Source organism: Bacillus sp. NPDC094077 (genome assembly GCF_050279465.1).
GTDB lineage: Bacteria > Bacillota > Bacilli > Bacillales > Bacillaceae_G > Bacillus_A.
In genome coordinates, this window is sequence record NZ_JBNNUF010000021.1 from 17,904 (window position 1) to 41,009 (window position 23,106).

General features: G+C 35.6%; 27 protein-coding genes and 1 pseudogene. 6 read left to right on the forward strand and 22 right to left on the reverse strand.

Going from position 1 to position 23,106, the window contains the following annotated elements; genetic code table 11:
- The 9 genes from yqbG to ACQKNR_RS26580 all read right to left on the reverse strand — a co-directional run bounded on the left by yqbG (position 1) and on the right by ACQKNR_RS26580 (position 7,557).
- On the reverse strand, positions 1-381 hold the full coding sequence (gene yqbG / locus ACQKNR_RS26540) for a protein YqbG (RefSeq protein ID WP_427322062.1): 381 nt from the start codon (positions 379-381) through the stop codon (positions 1-3).
- Between the two features lie 4 nt (positions 382-385).
- Complete coding sequence (locus ACQKNR_RS26545; RefSeq protein ID WP_427322064.1) at positions 386-718, reverse strand: YqbF domain-containing protein; 333 nt, start codon at positions 716-718, stop codon at positions 386-388.
- A gap of 22 nt (positions 719-740) precedes the next feature.
- Positions 741-1,664 carry a major capsid protein gene (locus ACQKNR_RS26550; protein ID WP_427322066.1) on the reverse strand — a complete coding sequence of 308 codons (924 nt, stop codon included), beginning with the start codon at positions 1,662-1,664 and terminating at the stop codon, positions 741-743.
- 20 nt (positions 1,665-1,684) lie between these two features.
- Positions 1,685-2,896 carry an XkdF-like putative serine protease domain-containing protein gene (locus ACQKNR_RS26555; RefSeq protein ID WP_427322068.1) on the reverse strand — a complete coding sequence of 404 codons (1,212 nt, stop codon included), beginning with the start codon at positions 2,894-2,896 and terminating at the stop codon, positions 1,685-1,687.
- A 103-nt stretch (positions 2,897-2,999) separates the two neighbouring features.
- Complete coding sequence (locus ACQKNR_RS26560; protein ID WP_427322070.1) at positions 3,000-3,917, reverse strand: phage minor head protein; 918 nt, start codon at positions 3,915-3,917, stop codon at positions 3,000-3,002.
- Positions 3,914-5,476, reverse strand: a complete 1,563-nt coding sequence (locus ACQKNR_RS26565) for a phage portal protein (RefSeq protein ID WP_427322072.1) — start codon at positions 5,474-5,476, stop codon at positions 3,914-3,916. Before ACQKNR_RS26565 ends, ACQKNR_RS26560 begins: the two co-directional genes overlap by 4 nt.
- 3 nt (positions 5,477-5,479) lie before the next feature.
- A complete protein-coding gene (locus tag ACQKNR_RS26570) occupies positions 5,480-6,958 on the reverse strand; it encodes a DEAD/DEAH box helicase family protein (protein ID WP_427322074.1) in 1,479 nt (492 codons plus the stop codon).
- A 51-nt stretch (positions 6,959-7,009) separates the two neighbouring features.
- Complete coding sequence (locus ACQKNR_RS26575; RefSeq protein ID WP_427322076.1) at positions 7,010-7,351, reverse strand: type II toxin-antitoxin system PemK/MazF family toxin; 342 nt, start codon at positions 7,349-7,351, stop codon at positions 7,010-7,012.
- Between the two features lie 5 nt (positions 7,352-7,356).
- The gene (locus tag ACQKNR_RS26580; RefSeq protein ID WP_427322078.1) at positions 7,357-7,557 is read right to left on the reverse strand and encodes a hypothetical protein; all 201 of its coding nucleotides are present in this window, start codon (positions 7,555-7,557) and stop codon (positions 7,357-7,359) included.
- Positions 7,558-7,808: 251 nt separating this feature from the next.
- On the opposite strand from ACQKNR_RS26580, the gene ACQKNR_RS26585 reads away from it, so the two are divergent.
- Positions 7,809-8,645: a tyrosine-type recombinase/integrase gene (locus ACQKNR_RS26585; protein ID WP_427322080.1), complete on the forward strand. Its 837-nt coding sequence runs from the start codon at positions 7,809-7,811 to the stop codon at positions 8,643-8,645.
- 4 nt (positions 8,646-8,649) lie between these two features.
- On the opposite strand, the gene terS is transcribed toward ACQKNR_RS26585, so the two are convergent.
- Entirely contained in the window at positions 8,650-9,582 is a 933-nt protein-coding gene (gene terS, locus ACQKNR_RS26590; RefSeq protein WP_427322082.1) for a phage terminase small subunit, read from the reverse strand.
- A 39-nt stretch (positions 9,583-9,621) separates the two neighbouring features.
- Here terS and ACQKNR_RS26595 point away from each other — a divergent pair.
- Positions 9,622-9,985: pseudogene (locus tag ACQKNR_RS26595) on the forward strand (DDE-type integrase/transposase/recombinase); the annotation flags it as partial.
- 118 nt (positions 9,986-10,103) lie between these two features.
- Here ACQKNR_RS26595 and ACQKNR_RS26600 read toward each other — a convergent pair.
- The 10 genes from ACQKNR_RS26600 to ACQKNR_RS26645 form a co-directional block, all read right to left on the reverse strand.
- Positions 10,104-15,155, reverse strand: a complete 5,052-nt coding sequence (locus tag ACQKNR_RS26600) for an RHS repeat-associated core domain-containing protein (RefSeq protein WP_427322084.1) — start codon at positions 15,153-15,155, stop codon at positions 10,104-10,106.
- A 418-nt stretch (positions 15,156-15,573) separates the two neighbouring features.
- On the reverse strand, positions 15,574-16,077 hold the full coding sequence (locus ACQKNR_RS26605) for a sigma-70 family RNA polymerase sigma factor (RefSeq protein WP_427322086.1): 504 nt from the start codon (positions 16,075-16,077) through the stop codon (positions 15,574-15,576).
- Positions 16,078-16,539: 462 nt separating this feature from the next.
- On the reverse strand, positions 16,540-17,097 hold the full coding sequence (locus ACQKNR_RS26610; RefSeq protein ID WP_427322136.1) for a dUTP diphosphatase: 558 nt from the start codon (positions 17,095-17,097) through the stop codon (positions 16,540-16,542).
- A 29-nt stretch (positions 17,098-17,126) separates the two neighbouring features.
- Positions 17,127-17,267 (reverse strand): hypothetical protein, encoded by a 141-nt coding sequence (locus ACQKNR_RS26615; RefSeq protein WP_176398032.1) that lies wholly within the window; start codon positions 17,265-17,267, stop codon positions 17,127-17,129.
- A gap of 265 nt (positions 17,268-17,532) precedes the next feature.
- Entirely contained in the window at positions 17,533-18,000 is a 468-nt protein-coding gene (locus ACQKNR_RS26620; protein WP_427322088.1) for a hypothetical protein, read from the reverse strand.
- Between the two features lie 18 nt (positions 18,001-18,018).
- Positions 18,019-18,429: a cell division protein SepF gene (locus ACQKNR_RS26625; protein ID WP_427322090.1), complete on the reverse strand. Its 411-nt coding sequence runs from the start codon at positions 18,427-18,429 to the stop codon at positions 18,019-18,021.
- Positions 18,398-18,562: a hypothetical protein gene (locus ACQKNR_RS26630; protein WP_427322138.1), complete on the reverse strand. Its 165-nt coding sequence runs from the start codon at positions 18,560-18,562 to the stop codon at positions 18,398-18,400. The genes ACQKNR_RS26625 and ACQKNR_RS26630 overlap by 32 nt, the downstream gene beginning before the upstream one ends.
- A gap of 136 nt (positions 18,563-18,698) precedes the next feature.
- A complete protein-coding gene (locus tag ACQKNR_RS26635) occupies positions 18,699-19,046 on the reverse strand; it encodes a hypothetical protein (RefSeq protein ID WP_427322091.1) in 348 nt (115 codons plus the stop codon).
- A gap of 122 nt (positions 19,047-19,168) precedes the next feature.
- Complete coding sequence (locus ACQKNR_RS26640; RefSeq protein WP_427322093.1) at positions 19,169-19,450, reverse strand: hypothetical protein; 282 nt, start codon at positions 19,448-19,450, stop codon at positions 19,169-19,171.
- 82 nt (positions 19,451-19,532) lie between these two features.
- Complete coding sequence (locus tag ACQKNR_RS26645; protein WP_427322095.1) at positions 19,533-19,739, reverse strand: helix-turn-helix transcriptional regulator; 207 nt, start codon at positions 19,737-19,739, stop codon at positions 19,533-19,535.
- A gap of 224 nt (positions 19,740-19,963) precedes the next feature.
- Between ACQKNR_RS26645 and ACQKNR_RS26650 the strand changes: the two genes are divergently transcribed.
- From ACQKNR_RS26650 to ACQKNR_RS26665, 4 genes are all read left to right on the forward strand, one after another.
- Positions 19,964-20,308 carry a helix-turn-helix domain-containing protein gene (locus tag ACQKNR_RS26650; protein WP_427322097.1) on the forward strand — a complete coding sequence of 115 codons (345 nt, stop codon included), beginning with the start codon at positions 19,964-19,966 and terminating at the stop codon, positions 20,306-20,308.
- Between the two features lie 318 nt (positions 20,309-20,626).
- Positions 20,627-21,268 (forward strand): hypothetical protein, encoded by a 642-nt coding sequence (locus ACQKNR_RS26655; RefSeq protein WP_427322099.1) that lies wholly within the window; start codon positions 20,627-20,629, stop codon positions 21,266-21,268.
- Positions 21,269-21,286: 18 nt separating this feature from the next.
- Positions 21,287-21,589 carry a hypothetical protein gene (locus ACQKNR_RS26660; protein ID WP_427322101.1) on the forward strand — a complete coding sequence of 101 codons (303 nt, stop codon included), beginning with the start codon at positions 21,287-21,289 and terminating at the stop codon, positions 21,587-21,589.
- A 247-nt stretch (positions 21,590-21,836) separates the two neighbouring features.
- Positions 21,837-21,986 carry a hypothetical protein gene (locus ACQKNR_RS26665; protein WP_427322103.1) on the forward strand — a complete coding sequence of 50 codons (150 nt, stop codon included), beginning with the start codon at positions 21,837-21,839 and terminating at the stop codon, positions 21,984-21,986.
- A 329-nt stretch (positions 21,987-22,315) separates the two neighbouring features.
- On the opposite strand, the gene ACQKNR_RS26670 is transcribed toward ACQKNR_RS26665, so the two are convergent.
- Together ACQKNR_RS26670 and ACQKNR_RS26675 are read right to left on the reverse strand one after the other, a co-directional pair.
- Complete coding sequence (locus ACQKNR_RS26670) at positions 22,316-22,480, reverse strand: hypothetical protein (protein ID WP_000377658.1); 165 nt, start codon at positions 22,478-22,480, stop codon at positions 22,316-22,318.
- Between the two features lie 130 nt (positions 22,481-22,610).
- On the reverse strand, positions 22,611-22,877 hold the full coding sequence (locus tag ACQKNR_RS26675) for an RNA chaperone Hfq (RefSeq protein WP_427322105.1): 267 nt from the start codon (positions 22,875-22,877) through the stop codon (positions 22,611-22,613).
- Positions 22,878-23,106: the final 229 nt, after the last annotated feature.

A 23,106-nucleotide genomic window follows, 5' to 3' on the forward strand; every position in this document is an offset into this window, starting at 1 on the left:
CTATATGCTCCTCAATCGCATTTTAACGGTTCCTTTTTGCTTTTTCTCGCTAATCCATTGTGAAAGCAAAGACCTTACATCCGGCTTAATATATCCACCACTTTGATATGAGTAGTTGCCCATACGCTCAGACTGTACATTTTCATATGTAGTTTCATCGGAATTGACCAGGGCATAGTACTGCGCAAATTTAAAACAAGCTATTTCAACAACGTCCGGCACAGAAGGGAATTTTTCTTTATCCTCAAAATCAACAAAAGTTAACGAGAAGATTTCGTTTTGAGCTTCAACAATATCCATTTGAAGCAGCTTAGGGTCACGTACTTTCACTTCATCGAATGTAGTGTAATCAATGAGTTGTCCAGGTGTAATAAGTGGCATTATATTACTCCTGTTCTTGCAGTTGCAAAATTAATACAATGCGTTCTGACTCATTCTTTGTTTGCGGTACTTCATTGCCTTTTGCAAGCTTAATAATTACATCATCTTGCTCTGCTTTAGTTAGTTTCTTTAGATCTACTTCGGTATACTTTTCCCCATTAAAAATGGAGGCTTCTGTTGAATCAGCTGCCTCCACTTCTTTTTCATCATGAGAATCTAGTAATTTAAAATAACCAGTGCTAACTACTGCATCTGCTATTTCTTTAGAATCAACAAATACAATAGGATTTTTGTGTGACGCTTCTACTAATCCACTGTACGATAATAATCCTGGCACTAAGATTAATTTATTTCCCATATCACTTAATACCTTTACCTAATACTGCCGCATCCATTTCCTCAATAATGCTATCGAAATCCAGATGTACAACATAGAAACGTTTGTCTTGCATAATAGCATCTTTACCCTCAATAGTTTTTCGAATTTTCACATCATACGTATTAACTACAATTAAGTTTTTAGGATTAGTTAGCATAACCTTATCACCAGGCATACGAGGAACTGGAAGTAATTCAATACCTGCAGGTGCCCTCATAATAGAATCTGATAATCCACCACCATTAGAAATGTGCATGTTGTATAAATGTTGTTCCCATTTTTGTTTAAATGATGGAGAACATAACCATTTTAAAGTACCATCATTATATTTATCAGGCAGTTGTTTTAACATGTCATAGAATAAGTTAATATCCACCGCACCATTGTTTTTAGCAGCACGATCTTCCACATGTCCACTCTTTGCAATTTGTGTAAGCCACCCGTCATTAATATATAGGAAGTCATGATCTGGATTGTCAGCAGCAACAGCAGTATCTCCATTTAAATAGATATCTTCCATATCGCGACCTAATTGAGTCGTCATAAGATTTGATACAGTCGCTTCAAATCCTTCTCCTTCAATATTTTCACGAATAGTTTCTTCTGTGATTTCCCATGGTAAACGAATAGCTGTAGTTGCATATTCAACCTTTGCGAATTTGGGCTTTACACGCTTTTCATCATCCATATTTTCTGTTTTCTTACGAATAATACGTGAATCAATTCCGATTTTATCAATTTCACCTGTTTTTGCTTTGCGTGTTTCAGTTCGAATCAATCCACCTAAAGCCGTAGCTTCAAATGTCTGTTTAAGAAATTTTTTAGACTGCTCAGGGCTTAATAAACCACTAGTAACATCTTTAGTAGTGGTTGTACCAGCTTTTAAAATTTGTGTATTATTCATATGTTTTGTCTCCTTTTTTATTACAGGTGACCCTGTAAATAATGTGCTTCTTTTTGAATTTGTTGTTGTCCTACCCCAGGATCACCTTGTTGGCTGAGGCCACGTGCTTTTTCAATTTTTGTTAATCGGTCATTCACTGGATCCATTGCTTTTTTGATAGCAGCAGTAACTGATTTTGTTAATTCATCTTGTACTGGTTCAACATGTGTTTCTTCTTGCTGAGCTTTTTCAAATGCCTCTAATCGTTGGTTTAATGGATTTAATGCCGCTTCAACAGCTTTTGTAATATCTTCTGGTTTCAATTCGTCTTCCTCCTTATCGCTTACACGATCTATAATATTTTGTAACGCAGTTTGGGCAGCATCAATATCAGCTTGATTTGCTGCACTTATTTTCTTACCAGCCTTTTCAATTTCTTCTGCTAAAGAAGTATTAGGTTTGTTCTCTAACGCCTTTGCAATAGCTACACTTCCACCCGTTCGTATTTCTTGAACAATCTCCGAGAAATCTTGAACAGCTTCTTGTAATCGTTCAAAATCTATAGCTTCATTTGTATAGTTATCCCACTTAGCACCGAAATAAGCATCTTCTAAGCTGTCCCAAGCGGCCCAAACATTACGATTCTGTTGGTTTCTTGCATAGTTATCTCTTACCTCACCTTTTGTAATAGAAGTGATATTTTCACAAGTAAAAAAAGCCCCTAGATGCTTCACTAAGGACTTTACAAAACTATTTTCTGATTTTGATACCTCTTCTTGCTCCTCAACTTCTGCAGTTCCAGCCATACTATAACCAGTGATTTCACCTTTTTCTATTTTCTTCCACACCTCATCACTAGCTTTTGTAGTAATAACCCAAGAGCCTTTCTGTATTGTTACGCCATTAATTTCAAAATCAGCAGGTGCAATGTAACTTTCCACTATTTCTCCGGCTCCAGCTACAAAATCATGTTGTGTATCAATGTTTTGCGCATCTTTCATAAATTTGTGAGCAGCTTTTTCAATCTCTTCTGCAGTCATGAAATCGTTGTGCAAATCGGTTGTTCCGGGTTCATATACCACGCCATATACTAACTTCTGTGGATCTTCAGATTTAGTAATAATCTTTACTTCTTTTTGAAAATCAGGCTGTTTGTTGGCTGATTTTGTTAAAAAGAATTTCTGCTTGTTTGCAGCCTTATCTACATAGGAAACATGTGTAATCTCAGCATTCTTCAATTCTCGTACTGTCATATTTGTAATTCACCTCCTCTCAAATATAGATATCCATCCAATCTGGTGAGTTTCATCATACAGATATCCCCTTCCTTATTTCTGCAAAATAAAAAAGCAGCATCTAAGATAATCGTCTTTCAGCTAGATATTCTTCTCGAAGTGCTTCTTTAACTTTCTTACTTAACTTTAATGTCTTACCATCTACCACAGGGAATATAACGCAATTGCAATTATATTTTTCTGCAGGAGATAATTTATCTTCACGAGGGTACATACATGTTTCATCAGAATCTATAATCTCAAATTCTTCAAGAACACCTTTCTCCACACCATCCATTTTTTGATGATTTGCACGTGGATTTCTTTCTTGTCTATCAGTATGAACCCATACCTTACCAGTAACAGCAGGACTCTGCGCATAACTCTCTTGTTGTGATATAGATAATGCTGTTAAAACCTCATTCTGTGCTAAGCTGGCCGCTCTATTTCTTCCGAATACCCAAAGGTCTTGTATAGCTGTAGTTAATGTAGATAGCGTTAAATTCCCTATTATAGCGGTAGTAACTGCGTTTATGATTCCATTACGTGTCGTAAGAAATAAGAATGCTGCTAATTGAATTGCCCATGCACTTACAGTAGTAGCAGCAGCACCTGACAATTCCTCAAATAAGACATCTGGATCAATAGCTTCCATAATGTTTTCACAAAGTACCAGGATAATTGCAATTAACATTTCTTCGGATAAACTGGTCATATCGCTTTCGAAATCATCACTTACGAATAATTCATCTTCTAAGTATGCAAGAATATCCTCAGTTACAATATCTTCATCTGCTCCATATTTGTTAATGGCATCAAAATAATACTTCATCTGGTTTCGAAATAGCTTGGCTAATTTCTTTTCGTATTCATCAATAAAAGCCTGTAAGCTCTCTGCTCCAGGCGTATCATTAGGCATATTATTCACAATGTCTTCGTCTTCTTCAGCAACTTTAATAATGAGATTAATCGAATTCAAAGCGCGATCTAGTGCATTCACTTTTTACTCACTTCTTTCAATACATCTCTCATTTCTTCCATAGCATCTCGTGTATCTTTTAAGAAATGAATAAACTCTTTATTTGCTGATTTTTCTAACGTGACGACTTCAGCACCTGCAGGGTTATCAATTATTTTATTATTACCCATTATTAACTGGAAAGGTTTTTCGTTAGCGCCTTCAAATGTTAACGGTTCTAACTCTTTCCCTAATATTTCACCAGCTAAATCTCTAGGATCATTAGGAGTAATCGTACCTGCATTTATTAATGGTATCAGTGCTTTTGCCTTTTCTACAGGATCTGAAGCGCTCGGACCTTTGAAAATAATAGATACATAATGCAATCCTAATGACTGACAGAACAGTGTAGTTAACTTACCTGCAACTACATTTCGTTGTGGCCCAAATACTTGCTCTTCTGTCACTTGCTTTGCTGTTTGCGCAGTCGCTTTATTATAATCCTGAGACTCACCAGTATATAACGGCGGTAAACGAAAGGCAGACCGAAGCTTGTCCCTAGTCTTTGCATCATACTCTAAGAACAAAGCATCTTGTTGAAGCATATCAGCCAGCGATTTTATTTGTACTTTTACAGGTTTAACATCTTCTTCTCCCGCATAACTTTCTGTTTCAATACCTTCTGCTTCAAGTAGCATAAACCTATGAGAATTATCGACTCCCTGCACACTGCTCATGTAATCCTGTATTTCTTGATAAGACTGCTTCGTTAATTGACCATTCTCTACAATGACTGCAGCAGGAACATGTCGTCCGTTTTTAAAATAGTAGTAATTAAGTTCTTCAGCTTTTCTAGCCCCAAATAGCGAGATTAGTTGACCTAGATATCTTGGTTTACCGTATGCACCAGGACCATTTTTTAAGTGTATGACTTCGTTTGCCTCTTCTACACCATTATGAATACTTGTAAATTTACCAGTACGCCTATTCATGAACCGTGGATCTCCATATTCTTTAAAGAAAGTCTTTTTATCATTTTGAATCTGTACGTATTTCCGAAATCTCTTTGGAATTGGTACAGTTATGGGCTGATTTTTTTCCATTACAGTAACTTCTGTATCTACAAATTCGGTAAATGTGGTTACACGCATGTTTACACAATCCATATACTCAATGGAACACGGTTCACCTAAACCGTTTCGAATCACTTCTAAATAACCGTTCCCTGTTTTTTCCCTATCAGCTAACGCCCAAGCTAAGATAGTTTCTGGAATTTCTTCGAAGCTTAGGTACTTTAAGAAGAAACGAAGTCTTTCCCATTCTTCATCTGCTTTCTTCTGAATTGCTTTATCGGCCGCTCTATAATCAAAAGAATAATTTGGATTCATCCCAAAACTAACAATATTAGTTGTATAGGCTTCTATGCATTGCTGTAGTATAGTAGAATGCTCTGCTACTAATTTTAATTCCTTTATATTGTAAGGCGGCCTTAAAATCTCATCATCTTCATATGAATTCTCAAAAGGATCATCATATATTTGTTGTGTTGTAGCAGATACACCACTAGCCTTAAATATCTGCGCTTTCATTTTACTTGCCATAGTTTACCTCCTTCCTCTTTCTTTTCGTTTTCTCTCTGGACGCGAACCATCACGGCGTCTTACATACAATGGAGCAAATACCATTACTACCGCTTCTGCTCTATCTGGCGATTTTAAGCCCCTATCTTTCATAGCCTTTTTACTTTCGATTTGAATACGACCATTACTAGTGATTGAATATTTACGAACAGATAATTGAGCTATTAAATCGTCGTCATCCGGTAGTTGAACATTTTCTAAACATTCATCTCTGAAATGCCCATACATTAAACTGATGATACCAGCGTAATCAGCATTACCTTTAGATGCGAAATTGATTGGTATTACATCAATCGGATAATCATGTTCTGCTACAATTTCTTTCAATCGATCCGTTACGCCACCACCAACGCCAGTATCATCTATTCGAACAGGAATTCGTTTTTCTGTTCTTTTGCACCAAGAAAAGTATTTCTTCGCTTCTTTTAAGATTAATCCTGTAACATACATCGTATCCCTTTGGTGATGAATTTGCAGAGGTAGGACCTTCCACCCTCTTCTAGTTGCTATTACCGTCTCGTCTGAACCAAAGCGAGAAACGTCACATGAAATCTCTACAACTGCACTATCTGGAATAATTTCTTTTACAGCAGATTTTTCTTCCTCGTTCTCAATAATCTCAACTTTATATACTTCTCGCATACGTGCTGCCTCTGCAGTTTCTAATGAAATAAATGCATCAGCTTCACCTCTAGGGAATTCCCCCTCTACACGAACGCGGTATAAATCTGAACCTTCTCCATACTTTTTCTTGAGCATTTCAATGTTCTTTTTACTAGTTCGAGGAGAATCTTCACTAGACACTTTATGAGATTTATATAATGCCCTGTCTTTATTATGAGAATCAAAAAAGACCCCACTAGTTTTAGTCGGGTTTCCACACATAAAAAGCTTATTTTCTGAACCAGATAACGTACCGAGAATGGCTTCCATAATATCATCAGCTATACCAGAAGCTTCATCTGCAATGAACAGCATGTAGTCTTCATGGAAACCTTGCATATTTTCAGGACGAGTAGCCGTTTTTGCAGTAGCAAACCAACGATCCTCGAAACCTTTCATATAAATCTTGGTTTTCGTCCACTTTAGCAGGTCTTTAACTTGAGAACTATTAAGCCATTTTGCAATTTCAGCCCATAGCACATCGTATAACTGCTGTTTTGTGGGAGCAGTACATATTATTTTGGGATATGGCCTACAGCAAAGGAACCAAATACAGATCCAGGACTCCATTGCAGTTTTACCTACACCTTGACCAGAGCGAACACTTACATGTGAATGGTTCGCTATATCATTGAGCACTTCCTTTTGCCAAGGATCAGGTTCAACTTCAAGAATATCCTCTACAAATGCCACAGGATCATCTACATATATTTCTAGCAGTTGCGTGATTATATCTTGCAGTACTTCTTCCTCTGTTGCTACATCATAGAAATTAGACATACCTTATACTGGACACTCTCCTTTATTTAGGCAAAAGAAAATGCGTTATACCTAGTCTCTCGACTCCATATAACGCATTAAAGATTCAGCTATTCGCTCTTCATCTGTAGGATGAAGAACTCCTTTTTTATTAAGTAGTTGCGATCTCTTCAAATACTCGAATTTAGAAACTCTTGCCGTTGATTTAGATTTCAAACCGGCACTCTGCCATTCGATAAGTTCTACGTCAAACTCATCATAAGCTCTCACTTCGTGTCTTGTTAGTTTAATAGCAATTACTTCTTCATCATCAACTTCAAATACAATCACAGATGGTCTTTCTGATGTACGGGTCTTGTCCTCTTCATAAGGATAATTAGCGTACCAAACTTCGTTAACTGCACCTTTAGGCAAAACTGTTACGCCTCAACTAGCACTCTTCTTTCTACAATTTGTCGCCGGGGATGTTCATCCTCTCGACATGGATCATTTTCTTTGATTACTGTGTGACCATCACTATTACGAGTTGTATTTTCTTCTGCGATTCTTAAGAATTTTTCTTTATTTTTCGCTATTACGTCCGAGAATTTCATATTATTCTTCCCCTCTCGTTTTTCCATGCTCTTCACCCCAATCCGTTTAGGTATTTGGGCTAAGTATACGCCTGGCATTAGAAAATTATACCATCCATAAAAGGATGTGCATATAATTTCGATATTATTTTAACAATATCCTTCTTTTTGATATTGCGTGTAATTTATATTACACGCTATAATATAGATAATACATAACAATTCAATGCGGGTTTATCGACAGTACATCTGCACTTATCTACCAAAAAATATTGCGTGTAATTAAAAGGAGTTTTTTTATGCATATACTAGATTCATTTATCGCTCACGAAAAAGACAGAGGAAAAAGTTCTGAAACAACTCGCAGTTATCATTACAAGCTACTTCATTTCGAAAAATGGCTAGGAGCAGTTGATACTAATCTGTATGATTTTTCTCGTTCGGATGTTCAGCAGTATTTAGATGATCTAACTTCACAAAAGAAAAGTGCATCTACCATAAACGGACATTATGCTGCAATTAGAGCATTTTCTCAGTTTGCTAAGAAAACAGATTGCATTAAAGATATTCGTGTAGTTAAAGCACCCAACTTATATCGTGAAGCTCCTGTTGCATTAGAACGAAAAGAAGTACTCCGCATAATGAGAGAAGTTGACCGCAGCGGAAACAAACGCGATAAGGCCATTCTTCTAACTTGCATATACGCAGGTATTCGAGTTGCAGAAATAGTAGCGCTTGATATAGATGATATTAATTTTTCCGAAAGGCAAGGTACCATCCGAGTAAGGCAAGGTAAAGGAAACAAGGAACGTATCATACCGTTACATAAAGAAGCTCGTTATGCTATCACCGACTATTTAAAGTCTAGGGAAAGTACAGCAGATGCTTTATTCCTTAGTAACAGACAAACACGTATTAGCAAAAGAACAGTACAGCATGTCTGTAATAAATATGGTGTGAATCCTCACCGATTCAGACATACATTTGTTACAGATCTTGTTGATGCTGGTATTGATGATAAAACTATCCAAACACTAACCGGCCACGAAAGCCCTGCTATGATTACTCGTTATCGCAGCGTTAGACCAGAAGACAAACAAAATGCTATTGAAGCGTTGTATAGAGACCGTGATTAAGCGATTAGGATTCTTCCCTTTTCGCTTTTCTTTTTGCAAATATGTTTTCCAAACTTCCTGCCCAGGCTTTTGTTTGCTGTTGCTGATTCCCAGTACTGCCTTTTTCCTTCTCCCACTTTTCTTCTAAAATAGTAAGCTTTCTTTCTTCCATTTCTAATTTACGTGGCGCTGTATTAGCTAAAGCATCTAACTTTTCAACTGCTTTTAGCTTTTTATCTTGAATACGCGTTAAAGCTTCTTCATGTGCTAATACCGCAGCTATTCTATCGCCTTCAGTTTCTTCTATAGATTGTTCCACCATATCAAAATCATTAACAGTCATCGTTTTATATTTACCACTTGGTAAATCTTCAACTTTGACTTGTCTTTTTACAGGCGTTCGCTCTTTTACGATTCTTCTTTGAACAGGAGTTAATCCTTCACGTAATGCTTTTATACGTTTCATGATGAACATCTCACGATATGTATAAAGCTGAATCGCATCGATAAGCTCCTGTATAGGATCAATCTCCTCAATCTGGAGTAGTTTCTTTTCCTCTTCATCCAAAGCGTCTTGCCATAGACTGCGATACTCTCCTGTTTTTACAGCATTAACATTTCGTAACGGAGCAGCACCACCTTTATTACCAGCGGCAAATTTATTACCTATAGGTGCTCCATTTCCACCCTTGTTACCAACAGCGTTTTTATTGCCAATCTGGGCACCTTTTTGTTTAGGAGCGTTCCTTTTGCTAATAGGAGCGCTCCCTTTTGAATAAGGAGCGTTCCCTTTCAACTCTTCTTCCCATTTTTCCTGGGATTTCCATTTACGAACTGTATTAGCAGGAACCCCAATTTGTTTTGCGATATCTACTAATTTATTTTCGTTACCGCTTTTTTCGTTATCTATCCATATTTTTTTAGCTTGATCTCGTCTAGAATCTCTTTTTCTAGCCATCCCTCATCTCACCACCTCCTCAGCAGTATTCGAGTTTGTGTTTGTTTCATCAAAGTGAAAGGACAATGGGTGTACTTATACCGAGCTGTTGATTCCGAAGGAAACACCATTGATTTACCTTCAGTAAAACAAGAAGACAGCTTATCCTATCAATATAGAACAATTAAAGAAAAAAAAAGGATGCCCGCGGGCATCCTAATAAGACGAAAAAAATATTAAAATAATATAATCGAGCAAGATTATCGATTTATCAAGAATTAAGTACGTACCATGTTAAGATTGAGATCTTTTCAATCAGTTAAACGAGTGTTGGCTAGACTGGAAGCGATGAGAATGATTAAAAAAGGACAGACTTTGCAAGGAGAAAAGTCTGGCAAAAAAACAAAGCAAGCTAATTGATTAACTCTTTGCTCTCACCGCATAGTAGTAAGAGGGTAACAACTCGGCTACCCTCTTACATTTACTAGGTTCATATAATTTAGTAAATTCTTAGAATTATATAGAGACAGAGCATAATTTGCTTACAAGAAAGTTTTTAAGTGTAAAAATAAACTTACAGGCAATGATGCAGCAGTATTCAATTTATTTGTTCTAGCAGCAACTGCGCCCACTTGCGGATAAAAAGTTACTGGATTTCCTCTACCAATTAATGCTTGTCCAGGAAATACCCTACCATTGAAACCTATAACATTACGACCAGTAATGTTAGCTACGACTTGAGCTTGGGATGCACGAGTACCACCAACAGCACTGAAGCAAGATGAAAAGAGAAGAGTATCTGCAGTATCTTGTACCTCATTTAGTTTCTGTAAGATTTGAGTACCAACTTGTTTTCCTGACTTTAAACGCATAAAACGCGCAGGCGACCCTGATAATGTATTAAATGGTGCACCATGAGCTATAATTGCACTTGTGTTTTGTAGACGGTCAAACCTTTGCACAGTCGACATTGGAAGGTATGTTGCGACTCCAGTTGATCCTCGCCCTGTAAAGTGAACGGTTTCTTGTAAAAGTTCGTTACCTGTTCTTGCAAGTGAGCCACTCGCTCTAAGAATAGCAGAACCAACCTCCAAACCTACCGATGCAATACCAAAAGCAAGTGAAGCGTATCCTAGATTCGTAGATAACTCCTTATCATATTCAGTTGCATAAGATGCAATACCAAGTGCACTACCCGTAACTCCAGCAACTCCTCCAGCAATACCCAGCGCAGCTGATAAGGTAAGTGCCGCCGTTCCAGCTGCTATACCGGCTATTACATTAACAACAGGGATAAGTGACAATGCTATTCCCACAGCTGATAAGGTAATACCCACTGTAGCTGCGGTACTTAACCACCCACTTGGATCACTATTATTGATGGGATCAAGATTTGCAAATTGGTATCTATTAACCCCAGCTACACCAAATGGGCTCAAAATATCCTGGGATAAAAAAGTTTTCATATTAGGGCTATAAGCTCGGTTACCATTGCCAAGCATATAAGTATCGGATATATAATCATATAATTCTCCCTTAAACCCCCGTGTATGCCACACAGGAAATGCTTCGGAACTGATGCTTCCAATAGATTCCGTGGATTCACCAAAATCACTATAATCAATTTTTTTTCTTGATTCGAAACTTGGGCCACTTGCACCCTCACTAACGGGTCCAAATGTATTACTAGCAAATACTGTATTATCCGTATCTGTTCCATACAATTCTAACTTTACGTCGTTCCCCGTTTTATTCAAACTACCCAATGGAATATTACCAAAACTAAAATAAAAAGTAAGAATATTACCTGTAGTATATTTGGCAATTAATTCATCACCATCATATAAAAACGTTGCACCCTTAGAAGAAGAATTCGAAATGTTTACAAGTCGACCTGATGCGTCATAAAAATAATTATACGTTACGCCATCAGAAACAACTTTTATAACATTATTTCCTCCAGAGTAAGTAATACTACGGTTTTTTGAAGTAAATGCATCTTTCGTGATATTTCCATTTGAATCGTAGGTTAAAGTAACAGGATTCGTATCAGTAGTTTTTTTCAAAGTATTAATACGATCATTTGTATAGGTACGTTCGCTAAATGCATTATCACTGCTAAGACGCAGAACGCCTTGATCTCCATATGTTGCAGTAGAAATAAGTGTATCATTCCTTTTCCTTTTTGCAGTATTCAGTTGCATATATTGGGGTAAATAAGTATATTCTCGTTTATACTTTGTATTGTCATCCCAATAAATACTTTTTTCACTAATTAACAAGTTTGTACCATATCTATTAAAAATATCAAATTCAGATTTAGTATTTCTAGAATTAGTATATCTAGAAAATACAAAACCATCCTGAATACCATAACTGTTGTAACCACATGTCAGCTCTGCAACTTTTTTTCCACTACCTACTGCAAATTGAGAATCTTTCATTTCAATCAAGTTTATTTCATTAGTGTACATACCATTTTGAATGTACGTACCTGCTGCCTCAAATGAATAATTCGAGCCACGATCATACGACTTATTTTTTAATCGACCTAACGTATCATATACATACTTTACCTCTACGGTTGAATTATTATTCGTATTGTTATTATCAGTAATTTCATATTTAACACTTGCTAATCGCTTACCACTGGTAGAGTAGGTTTTAGTCGTGATGACTTTAAGGTTTGCTGATGGATATACATAAGTAACTTCAGATTTTGTTAGCAGACCTCGATTATCGTAGGTGTAGTCCGATTGACTTCTAAGTGTTCCATCTGCCTTGTAGACCTTAGAATTCTTCAACAAACCTGTATTATTATAGTACTCATAGGTGCATTTTCTCTCATTTCCAGCAGCATCCTTATCAACCGTTTGTTCAATTTGTAACGTTGTCGAATTCAACACTTCTGATGTAAAGTTATTATTCGTGTTACCTGTAATGTTAGTTTTTGACGGTCTGTCATAATATGATTGATTATAGGAATACGAACGATTAGGTTGGCCATCCTGACTAATTAATCTACCAAAACCGTCATATACTCTATTTGAAGTTAAAACGTTTTGTGAAGATGAATCCGTTCCCTGCTGGGTAGTGCATTCTAACTTAATTGGTAAATTCATATTTTGAATTTGACTACTATCATATGTGTAAGTCGTTGTATCTTGTCGTTCGCTATCTAGAGCCCCTTTAACAATTTCAGTTACTACTCTATCAAATTTATCATAAGATACAGTTTTCCTACCGTTCAATGCATTTTTAGTTTCAATTTCTCGACCAAAACTATCGTAACTATAGCTTGTTAAAATGTGCTTTCCGTTATCTTTATTATGATATATCTCTACGGGAGCATCATAATTGTTATATTTTGTCGTATAACTCACTTGCGAATTCTTCCTACGAGTCTCTGTGTTAGCTACCACATCTCTTGTTATTGTTTCTTGATCTCCATTTGAGTATTGAATTTCAGAAAGCTTCCTTACATCATAAGTGTAATTTGTGGTGTTAGTAATATCAAATGTACTACCGTCAGCCTTTGTAACCCTGTCATATTCGATTTCAGATGTTACCAAGCCATTCACATCATAGACAATGGAAGATGTGCAGTACTTTGAATTATTCCCCGTAACTTCGAGTGAGTAACTTAATTGATTTTTGTTATTTACGTAGCTGATAAGTTGTTTACCACTTGGTATAGTCTTAGTAATAGCATTTTGAAATCCATATGGTGTACCTCTATCGCTATAATGACTATAACTATAGGTTTCAACCTGTTCATATGTTGTATCTGCAAAGACTTTTTTTTGAGTAATTCGATTTAAGTCATCATAACTATACTTAGTAACGGCATTGGCATGATCTTTTTCTTCGACGACCAGACCAGTAGAACGCAATATCGTCACGCTTGACTGTTTTTCGAGCGAGCCTGACTTAAGTTTTGTAGTTGTTGTTGACTTATCGCCGTCGTGACTATAGGTGAAGTCCATATGAAGTGTACCTGTTTCACTGTGTTTTAGCGAACCCACATCTAATCTGTTTGGTACTGGCGTATCATTTGCTGCAAAATATCGTATATGTTTTTGTGTAAATACACCATTCTCCTTTTTATTTTTAACAAGTACCATATTAGGGGTAACAGTATTATTATTAATTGGTTCAACATAAGTCAACCCAGTTACACTTCTATAGGTAAACTCTGTCGTCTTTGATTCCTCAGTGCCAGCTGATATAGTTGACGATTTCAGGTAGTTAACAAAACCATGAGGATCTGCTGGGCATTTATCTCCCTCACCTGCAGCTGGGTAATAGGCATTTGTTACTTTAACTCCTGAGACTTTTACTTCCTCTAGCTGATTGCCATATACGTCTACACTTTGGGTAGTATTAACTGATCGCGTTTGATTTTGACTGTTTTTATATGTAATCGTCTTTTTTGTCCAGAATGAAAAATTGTTATTAGTCTGCCCATTAATGTTCGCACCAGAAATAATTTTATTGTATTCATAGGTGGTTTCCTGTCTGTTATAACTCTCACCAGGCTTTTTAATATACTCAGCAACAGGCAAGTGAAAACGGTTAAATACTCTAGTATATTCTATATCACTGTATTTCTCCTCAACTTGATACGTATAATCATCGGTATGCAGAATGCAGTTATCTGCACCTGTCACTGGAGTATAATTAGAAGCATTTTTATACCCTGTAAAATTTCGTTCTGGGTTTGAACCTGAACTTGAATATGTGATTTCTTGACTTGGTTCATTATTCTTTCCTTTTACAGTTAGCTTCTTGACTACCTGAACATTAATATTATTTGAATATTTAATTGGTTCATAAGTAAACTCTTGCACATTACCATTAGGTTGAGAGATTTTAGATATATATTTACTATTATCAATAGTGGTATATTCGAATTCATACTTATTGTTAGTATCATTTGGAAGTGAAATTGAACTGATTACATCACCGTCATCATTAAAATAGACTGTCGTTTTACGAGAAGTAGAATGTATTGTCTGTGTAATCTCGACATTGACAGTACCATTATATTTTACTGTAATTTTATTCCCTGCCCCATCATTAATTTCTGTCAACGCAGGATTGGTACTACTAGCAGCTTCATAAATAAAATTTAAACAATGACCACTAGCAGAAACTAATTTTGTTATAAAGCCTCTATGATTTAAGTACTCTACGGTACCATTTTTGTGCTTTACACGATACTCTTTAACGTCTTCCCCCTCAACGTCAACGACCTCAATTTTACAATCATTCACCTTGTGATATAAAAATTTTATAGTTCCATTAGACGCTGGCAGTACTTTTTCAACCGCTCCATTACTTAAATAAATTAGATTATTCGTACGATCAAGTCTCGGTATATTTACAGTCCAATGGTTACGAAAATGAAGATTTTGCCAAACATTACTGCCAGGATTATAATTTAGAGCCAGCGTAAAAGTTACAGGACTTTGAAGGCCACTACTGATTTTACCAAGAACAATGTTAGCATTAACGCTCCTAGTTCTATTACTGACTGACGCGTTAAGTGGAAGAAAATTAAAAGCCTCTGAGAAAACTTGAGTTGAAGCCATAAAAACACTCCTTTATATTATAATTATTTGGTTTTGAAAATTTGGTTGTTTCTTGAAACAACAGAAATAATGTAAAAAAAACTTATTTTTTAAAAATTCACCTCCTACGACAACATCATCTACCTTGTGGCATAGACTGTTGGATCTTGTTGAATTTTCAACTTCACTTAGAAAGCTTTGCAACAGAACCACTATTCTCTTTGCGTTTGAAATCGAAAAAACATACAGTAAGGTTCGCAACATCTTGCTGTACACTTTGTAAAAAATACCCTGTAGATTATAGGGGAGCAACAATGGGTTCCATTCAATCAATACTCTACAGAAGATGGTTACGGTAACCTTCATATATAGGGGGCATTTGGGTGGCGGATTTTGCTATTTTTTAATCATTTTAACTGGTCAATATAAATAAAAAGTCTCATCCGCAAATGCAGAAAAGACTTTCACTTAATTGTTTTCCTATTTTATTATCTGCTCGCAGCAACGTCTTCTTAATTGTGTTTCTTGATACTCCCATCAATCCTGCTATTTTTTCCTGAGTAAAAGCATTCCCTCGTGACATAATATAAACTTCTCTCTCATTCTCCGTTAATGTAGATAATGCATCTTGTAGTTGTATACGATCCCATTCAGAAATAACACTCTCTTTTGCTTCTACATCCCATTCATAGGTTGGCATTTCGACGCTACGGAAATATCTTTGCATTAACAATGGGTCGCATGGTCTTTCACGCTCATATCCCGCTCTACGCTCAATTCCTCTTGTTTTACCTGGCTGTTTGGCAGTAAGCATCCATTCCAGAGCAAAATTAATATCGTTAATCATTGTGTTAATAATATTTATATCATTTTCTGTTGCGCCCACCTTAGATGCTTCTAATTGCTCTCTTGTTTCGGTATACTGCTCAATTAAATCTTTCATACGCCAGCTTCCTCCTATTAAATAAAAAGAGGACGCTGAATTATATAGGAAGAAATTCGTTCCTATATATAATCAACGTCCTCTAAATGTGGACTATTAATTTCTTTATTTTTTATTTGTTTTTTAAATACGGTAAGTGAAATTTCCCATCTGCTCCTTGATTGTTTTTTTGCACATTCCGAGCAATGTTTCATATGTTATATTGAGAAGTGGTTCTAAAGGCACAGAATCTATTTTTCAAAGAGCATGAACTGTTGCATGCTCTTTCTTACATAATCAATTCCCTACTAAAATAGCGTTTTCTCCCTGATTTACTTATTCACACCACAAACCCTTGCAGTTCATGGCAATAAATTTCCAACAATGTATAAAGCTTTATATTCATCTTTTGCATCAATCTCACCAATCAGAGGTGGAATTTCATATGTAATAACAAACTTACGTATCTTAATACCAACTCACTTAACGCACAAAATTTTCTTTATTCATTTCTTTATAAGTAAGAACAATATCTTCATATTTATATCCGTATAGGTAACAAAGACGGAAGAAAATGCCGAAAGCTTTATGTAAATGGGATAATGTTACACTCAAATCTCTGTATTGGCACCATGCTCTTTTAGCCGTTAAAATATCCTGCATGTACCATTCAAATAGCATATTTATATTTGTAATGTTTTTCTTCATGATATATTGCTCACGAAAATTTTTTACAAGCTTGCGTTTTAATGTATAACGATCTAATTCAATTACAATGTTCATTAAGAAGTGGAATCCAACAACTAATTCTTCTAATAGCCCATTTTTTGGTATCCCAAATCCTGTGCTCCACACTTTAAAAGCCCTTGTTTCATTCCAGGCTTCACCAATTTCTACCATCAATGCACGGAATAGCATATCTAGCTTATCATTACCTTTATATCTAATTCTTTTATCTAACTCTACCTGCGTTTCAAATAACTCTGTAATATCAAATGTTTGCTGTGTTTCTTCTTTTGTAATCATATGTAGGTTTGATATGTGTCTCATTGTGCGTATGCTGCTTTTCATCATTCATCCCCCTGGATCCCGTTATCCTTTGTTGCAATAATAGGTAATACTCTTTCGGCGGTACTTTCATTCTCAAGTTCTACTGCATGTAAACTAGATGCTACATTCATCCCACACGAACATGTAACTTCAAGTTTCATTGTTCTTATCTCCTTTAGTTGTTTAATTACCGTTTCAACCAGTAAGACCTTTAGCTCTAGTTCGTCCAATTCCCACAACTGACGGTCCCTAGTCCTGTAACATTCCAAATCTATTAGCCAATCTATTAATTTTTGCTTCTGCAATTTCTTATTTCACCTGCTGCCTTACGCATTACTTACCGAATGTATCGAATCCCCTAATTGCTACACCTAACAATAGTACCAATATTCCAAAAACAATCAACGTATCCTGGGCCATACTGGATTATCCTGCCGCATCTTCTTTAAAAAATAGCACTTCCAAGTCCTGCGGTTCAACTTCATATGTTTCATTCGAATTATTGACCCTTACCCTTACGATTCCAGTATCCTTATTTTGATGTACTACAGTTAATACCCGAGTATCATCAGTAACAAAATCACCACTTTGAAATTCATTGTTTCTTCTTTTTTTAGCAGCAAAGACCCGGCGGCGCCCTTCCCAATATTGCTCTTGTTCTGTTGCTAAACGACACTGATCGGCAAATTGATACCCTTTGTCACCTACGTTCATTACACTATTATTACCCCAAACACCGTATACCTTAATACGGCCATCTTTTGGATTAATATCAAGGAATTCAACCTTTGCAAACGCTGTGTAATCTTCACCTTCATAAACAACCCATTCACCTAATTCAAATGGTGTTTTAACAAAACGTGGCACTTGTACTTCTACTACTGCTATTAACATTTTTCATTCCTCCATCTCTTATAAATACTCAATTACATATTGTGGTTTGAATCCGCTATCAAAATAAATTCTTAATAGCTGCGGTTCTTGGGATTCCCTTGCAGCTTTGCAAATCTCTTCTGCTTCATCCCAATCAAAGCTTTTGTCCTTTTCTCGCTTATACCGCCATAACGCTGTTACATAGTCGATATACATATCAAAGTGATTATCCTGCCTTACGGAGCGTGGAAGCTCGTCCGAACTCCATACATTACATGGAACGGTAGCGATCACATCAGCGAATCCTATGCGTCCTGACAAGTGCTTCGCATGTGCTTTACTAATATCAAATGGTCGTGCCTGTTCCATAACCTTTATATCTTTGGTATTTTTTCTAACTGCAGTTGTATTAGACAGCTCATCCAGCAAGAATATTAGTTGCTCCGTCATGGTACTCACCACGGCAAGACTTACATAACGTTTTTTCGCATCCCTCGATGTGCATACTTTTTACATCAGCAGATAGAATTACATCACCACAGATGTCACACCAATCGCTATTATCGAACAACCAATCATTCATTACTTTCAACTCCTATCAATCTTTTTTTAATCGTTTTATATGCAACGCACTCTATTGCATGGCCGCTCGTGCGTTCGTATGTTATAATTGCAAATGTAAATTTTCGAAATGATCCGTTTCTGAGACGGGTCTTTTTTTATGCGTTTTTTCTTATTTGTTCTACTACTGCTGGATTACCGCCTAGAGGTTCCAAGTGATCAGCTACTTCAATTACGTTCTTTCGTTCTTCACTTCTAAGATATTGATCTCTTTTCTGTTTTTTTATGTACAATTCAACAAGTTCTTTTTCAACTGCAGCTGCTTCTTCTGTTTGTTTATCGCAAAGCTCTTTCAATTCCCTTGCAGTTGTTATTTCACCAACATTCATTGTTCTGTCGCACTGGCGAAGTAATACTTTTCGATTTTTCATGTATTCGCACAACTTATTTTCTAAAGCCCAAGCTCTTTGTATATGCTCCGGAAGCACTCTATCTGCTAATGCCATTTGATTCACCTCAATTTCAGTTACACCTTTTGGTGGTGCAGCTGAAGGTTATATAAATTGCTATTAAGCAATGATAAATACTTTTTTGTTTTGGATTTCTTCTACGAAACTGTTTAAATCAATCATAACGCAACCTCTTCTTGCTTCTGTTGTAGTAATTTATGTAGTTCGTGGTTAACTTTAAGATTTTTTTCATTCCACTTATTGCAACTTTCTAAATCTCCTATTTGCATCGCTTCTGTCAATTTGTTCATATTCTCATTCATACGAACAAGGAGTTTGAATACAGCTATTTTCGTTTCTCCTGTAACATAATTCACAATTTTTGCTCCCGAATCTGTTTCCATTATCGGAATTAGCTCATTTGCTACGGTTTTAAAAGAATTTATTTCAATGATTGACAAAGAATCAACTCCTATTTTCAAAATCAACTCCCTCAAGTTAAGTTCAACTTAACTTAAAAGTTAAAAAATAAAATACCAAATGTTAAGTTGTGCTTATCTCAAAAAAGTGATCAATTGTAACTCCAAAAACTTCAGCAAAACAAATTAATGTAGATCTACTAGGTTCATACTTACCACTCTCTATTTGAGATATAGCAGAACGTGTGCATCCAACCTGTTTACCTAAAGTTTCTTGTGACATTTTGCGTTCCAATCTTAACTTTTTTACTTCTGTATGATTGAATTTCATGGCGTCACCTCACTTACATGAGTGATTGTATCATGGAGTTAAGCCTAGGTAAACACAAGTTATTGTATTTTCAATACTCCGAATTATCAAGTAATGTTTCACATGTACTTTGTTGACTACTACTTAACAATTGTTTAATATATAAGTAGGGAATAACAATTAACAGTTATGTACTTGTTAATTGTTCCATTAATTATATTTAGAAAATGAAAGGGCGAATGTTCGTGAACGGTAACAGAGTTAAGATGCTGAGAAATGAGAAAAAACTGACGCAACAGGATCTTTCTGAGAAAATTGGTGTTAGTAAATCTGCATTATCCCAAATAGAAAATAATAAAATTACACCTTCTCGCGGAACAGTATCTGCTCTATCTCGTGTGCTCGAAGTTACATCTGATTATATATTAGGTTTGTCTGAATATAGAGAGCTAGATAAAGAAGAATCTTCTGAGGTTAGAAAAGAAATGAACGTACTGACAGAAAAGATTGAGAAACTAAGCGAAGAGCGACAAAAACTTCTTATAGATATGATGAAGGCTATTGTAGATACGGGAAGCGCATCAAAATAACGAAGCGATTGATAGTGTTAGGGACTATCAATCGCTTTTTTAAATTCAGTTATAGCCGTTATCACATTTTCATCTTCTGCTATTTTCTCTAAAATCAAGATTTGTTCAAGTAGTTGCTTTATTTCCACGACTACAACCTCCATTTTCAATATTAGCCAAATAATTATAGCACAAAAACCGAACGTGTATTCTAATTTAAATGAATATTTAAAATTGTTATTTTTCCCTTTTACTTATGGAAAAATACGCTACTTAATTTGTAACAGAATCTGTTATATTGTTCTGGGAATTTTACATTTCAACATTGGAGGAAACGGAATGTATAAAAAATTGGGTACTATTGCCTTAACTGGAGCACTTGCCTTTAGTTTAGCCGCTTGCAGCTCTAGCGAAAAGACAAGTAACGGAGTAGAGACAAAAGAAAAAGAACAATCAAAACAAGAGACAAAGAAGGATAATTCGAAAGAAGGAAAAACGGAGTCTACCAAAGGGAATCGCTCTAATCCTATAGCGTTTAATGAAGCAGCTTCTATAGATGATCTTATTTTAAATACTGATGGTGGAGAATTTAAGAAATTCAAAACAAAAGTTGAAATTTCTATTTTAGAAGTAATACGTGGTGAACAAGCGTTGGAAATTCTAAAAAAGGAAAACAAATTCAATGAACCTGCTCTGGAGGGGAAGGAATGGGTATTAGTTAAAGTAAAAGGAAAAGTAGTAGATGCTGAAGCACAAGACTTTGAATATTTACTATCTGCTATGAACTTCAACCTAGTATCAAAAGAAGGACAAGTATATAACCATGAACAACCTGTTGTAACACCTAATCAGTTACATCAAAAATTATACAAAGGCGCTGAAGGTGAAGGTTATATTTCACAAGCTGTAAATGCTGGCGATGACTTTATTATTCAATTTGAAACTCATAAACTAACTAAAGTATTCTTTAAATCTAAATAATCATATAGGAAAATCAATATGAAAAGAACAACTGAATTTGTATTAGGACTTATTGGTGGTATTTTTTGTGCATTTATCGCTTTAGTAATCGGAGGTATGGGGGCTGCGTTTGAAGCGGAAGGTGCAGACAGCATCATTGCTTTAGGTTGGGGCGCTGTCGCTCTATCAATTTTAGGAATTGTTGGCGGTATCATGATGACTGTTGCTGCAATTGGCGGATTCATCTGTATCTCTATCGTTTACCTATTACTAGGAGTATTATTATTAATCGGAGGATTAATGGCTATCTTCCGTAAAGATAAAGCTGCTGTATCAGCTTAAAAAGGCACTCATTTGAGTGTCTTTTCTTTGTATTTTCCCTTTTCCTTAGGGAAAAATACACCAAGACAGTTGTAACAGCATCTGTTATATTCGTTCTGGGAGTTTTTTTTATTTTTCCCATTTTATCCAAAAAGGTATTCGGCTCTCTTTTTTTATTTTTATTCGACAAAATACGACAAAAAATAGACGGGTCATCTAATATGATTAGCTCGAAAATCTTACATTTTAAATAATTGGAGGAAACAGAATGTACAAAAGATTGGGTACTATTGCTTTTGCTGAATCACTTTCCTTTAGTTTAGCTGCTTGCGGTTCTAACGAAAAGACAAGTAATAGAGTAGAAACAAAAGAAAAAGAACAAACAAAACAAGAAACAAAGAAAGAAGAAAAAGCGTAATCTACTAAAGGTAATCGCTCTAATCCTATAGCGTTTAATGAAACTGCTTCTATAGACGATATTATTTTAGATTTGAATCATATTTCTCAATTAAACAATATAACTTAACGTGGTAAAATATTATTTGGATTGAAGTCCAATATATATTATTAAAATTAAAGTGGTTTAAGCCGAAGGAAGGCACTCATTTGAGTGTCTTTTCTTTTTTCTGATTATTTGTTATGATATGAATAGAGTATGACTTCTAACTGAATTGCATAAAATAAAAGAAGAGATGCGCTAACATCTCTTCAAGTAACTGCTACCGCAAGGTGGTCGGTTGCTAAAATTTATTTCTTTCGTTTAGAACCGCCCTTTCGCTTGCCGGCATTTGGGGCGGTTCTTTTATTTCGTTTACTGCTAATCTTTTTTGCTAGCTCATTTGCATAAGCTGTTGCAAATACTGTAAGGAATACCTTAGCAGCGTCATACAATAAATTAAATAAAGAATCCATTCGGTCACCTCCTTCCTCTCTAAGATCAGAGAAAGGATAGCAACCTCCCGCCCTCACAATATACAGTTAAATCTAGTTTATCATATTAGGTGTAACTACCACTAAACAATCTTGTTATTTTTTCTATGTATTACTTCACGACAGACTCTTTTTTCTTTGATATATGATTTTTCACAGATTCTTTTACTTTTGGTAGATCTAACTTCTCATTTGGAATGATGTCCATAATGTTAGATTTAAATAAAAAATGTTGTCTCTCATCTGTTTCAACGTAAATCATATATTGTTCTCTGCCTACTATATTTCCTTTTAATGATTTCCCGTTACTTAATACAAATGTACATGGAATATTATAGTGTTCTAAATACATTAAAATATTGTCAAAAAAAACATGCATACTTTATATCCCCCTTTTTGTTTAAGTATAACAAAAAAGACCATCAAACGACGGTCTTCTCTTTTACTCTTCTTTTTTTAACAAATCTCTGCTATCATAAAGAAGTAGATACATAAATTGCAAATGTAAATTTTTCATATAAAAAAATAAAAAAACCCCGACAGGAATTTTCAAAGGTTCGAGAGTTTGGCCGCTCCTACCAACCGATGAAAATTTAAAAACGAGGTTT

Coding starts and splice junctions, on each gene's coding strand:
- ACQKNR_RS26675 (WP_427322105.1), bottom strand. CDS start 22,877: ATGCATGTTTTTTTTGACAATATTTTAATGTATTTAGAACACTATAAT.
- ACQKNR_RS26665 (WP_427322103.1), top strand. CDS start 21,837: ATGTACAAAAGATTGGGTACTATTGCTTTTGCTGAATCACTTTCCTTT.
- ACQKNR_RS26585 (WP_427322080.1), top strand. CDS start 7,809: ATGCATATACTAGATTCATTTATCGCTCACGAAAAAGACAGAGGAAAA.
- ACQKNR_RS26645 (WP_427322095.1), bottom strand. CDS start 19,739: ATGAAATTCAATCATACAGAAGTAAAAAAGTTAAGATTGGAACGCAAA.
- ACQKNR_RS26580 (WP_427322078.1), bottom strand. CDS start 7,557: ATGGAAAAACGAGAGGGGAAGAATAATATGAAATTCTCGGACGTAATA.
- ACQKNR_RS26570 (WP_427322074.1), bottom strand. CDS start 6,958: ATGTCTAATTTCTATGATGTAGCAACAGAGGAAGAAGTACTGCAAGAT.
- ACQKNR_RS26625 (WP_427322090.1), bottom strand. CDS start 18,429: ATGACGGAGCAACTAATATTCTTGCTGGATGAGCTGTCTAATACAACT.
- yqbG (WP_427322062.1), bottom strand. CDS start 381: ATGCCACTTATTACACCTGGACAACTCATTGATTACACTACATTCGAT.
- ACQKNR_RS26630 (WP_427322138.1), bottom strand. CDS start 18,562: ATGAATGATTGGTTGTTCGATAATAGCGATTGGTGTGACATCTGTGGT.
- terS (WP_427322082.1), bottom strand. CDS start 9,582: ATGGCTAGAAAAAGAGATTCTAGACGAGATCAAGCTAAAAAAATATGG.
- ACQKNR_RS26605 (WP_427322086.1), bottom strand. CDS start 16,077: ATGAAAGATTTAATTGAGCAGTATACCGAAACAAGAGAGCAATTAGAA.
- ACQKNR_RS26635 (WP_427322091.1), bottom strand. CDS start 19,046: ATGGCATTAGCAGATAGAGTGCTTCCGGAGCATATACAAAGAGCTTGG.
- ACQKNR_RS26620 (WP_427322088.1), bottom strand. CDS start 18,000: ATGTTAATAGCAGTAGTAGAAGTACAAGTGCCACGTTTTGTTAAAACA.
- ACQKNR_RS26655 (WP_427322099.1), top strand. CDS start 20,627: ATGTATAAAAAATTGGGTACTATTGCCTTAACTGGAGCACTTGCCTTT.
- ACQKNR_RS26555 (WP_427322068.1), bottom strand. CDS start 2,896: ATGACAGTACGAGAATTGAAGAATGCTGAGATTACACATGTTTCCTAT.
- ACQKNR_RS26670 (WP_000377658.1), bottom strand. CDS start 22,480: ATGGATTCTTTATTTAATTTATTGTATGACGCTGCTAAGGTATTCCTT.
- ACQKNR_RS26660 (WP_427322101.1), top strand. CDS start 21,287: ATGAAAAGAACAACTGAATTTGTATTAGGACTTATTGGTGGTATTTTT.
- ACQKNR_RS26600 (WP_427322084.1), bottom strand. CDS start 15,155: ATGGCTTCAACTCAAGTTTTCTCAGAGGCTTTTAATTTTCTTCCACTT.
- ACQKNR_RS26565 (WP_427322072.1), bottom strand. CDS start 5,476: ATGGCAAGTAAAATGAAAGCGCAGATATTTAAGGCTAGTGGTGTATCT.
- ACQKNR_RS26550 (WP_427322066.1), bottom strand. CDS start 1,664: ATGAATAATACACAAATTTTAAAAGCTGGTACAACCACTACTAAAGAT.
- ACQKNR_RS26615 (WP_176398032.1), bottom strand. CDS start 17,267: ATGAAACTTGAAGTTACATGTTCGTGTGGGATGAATGTAGCATCTAGT.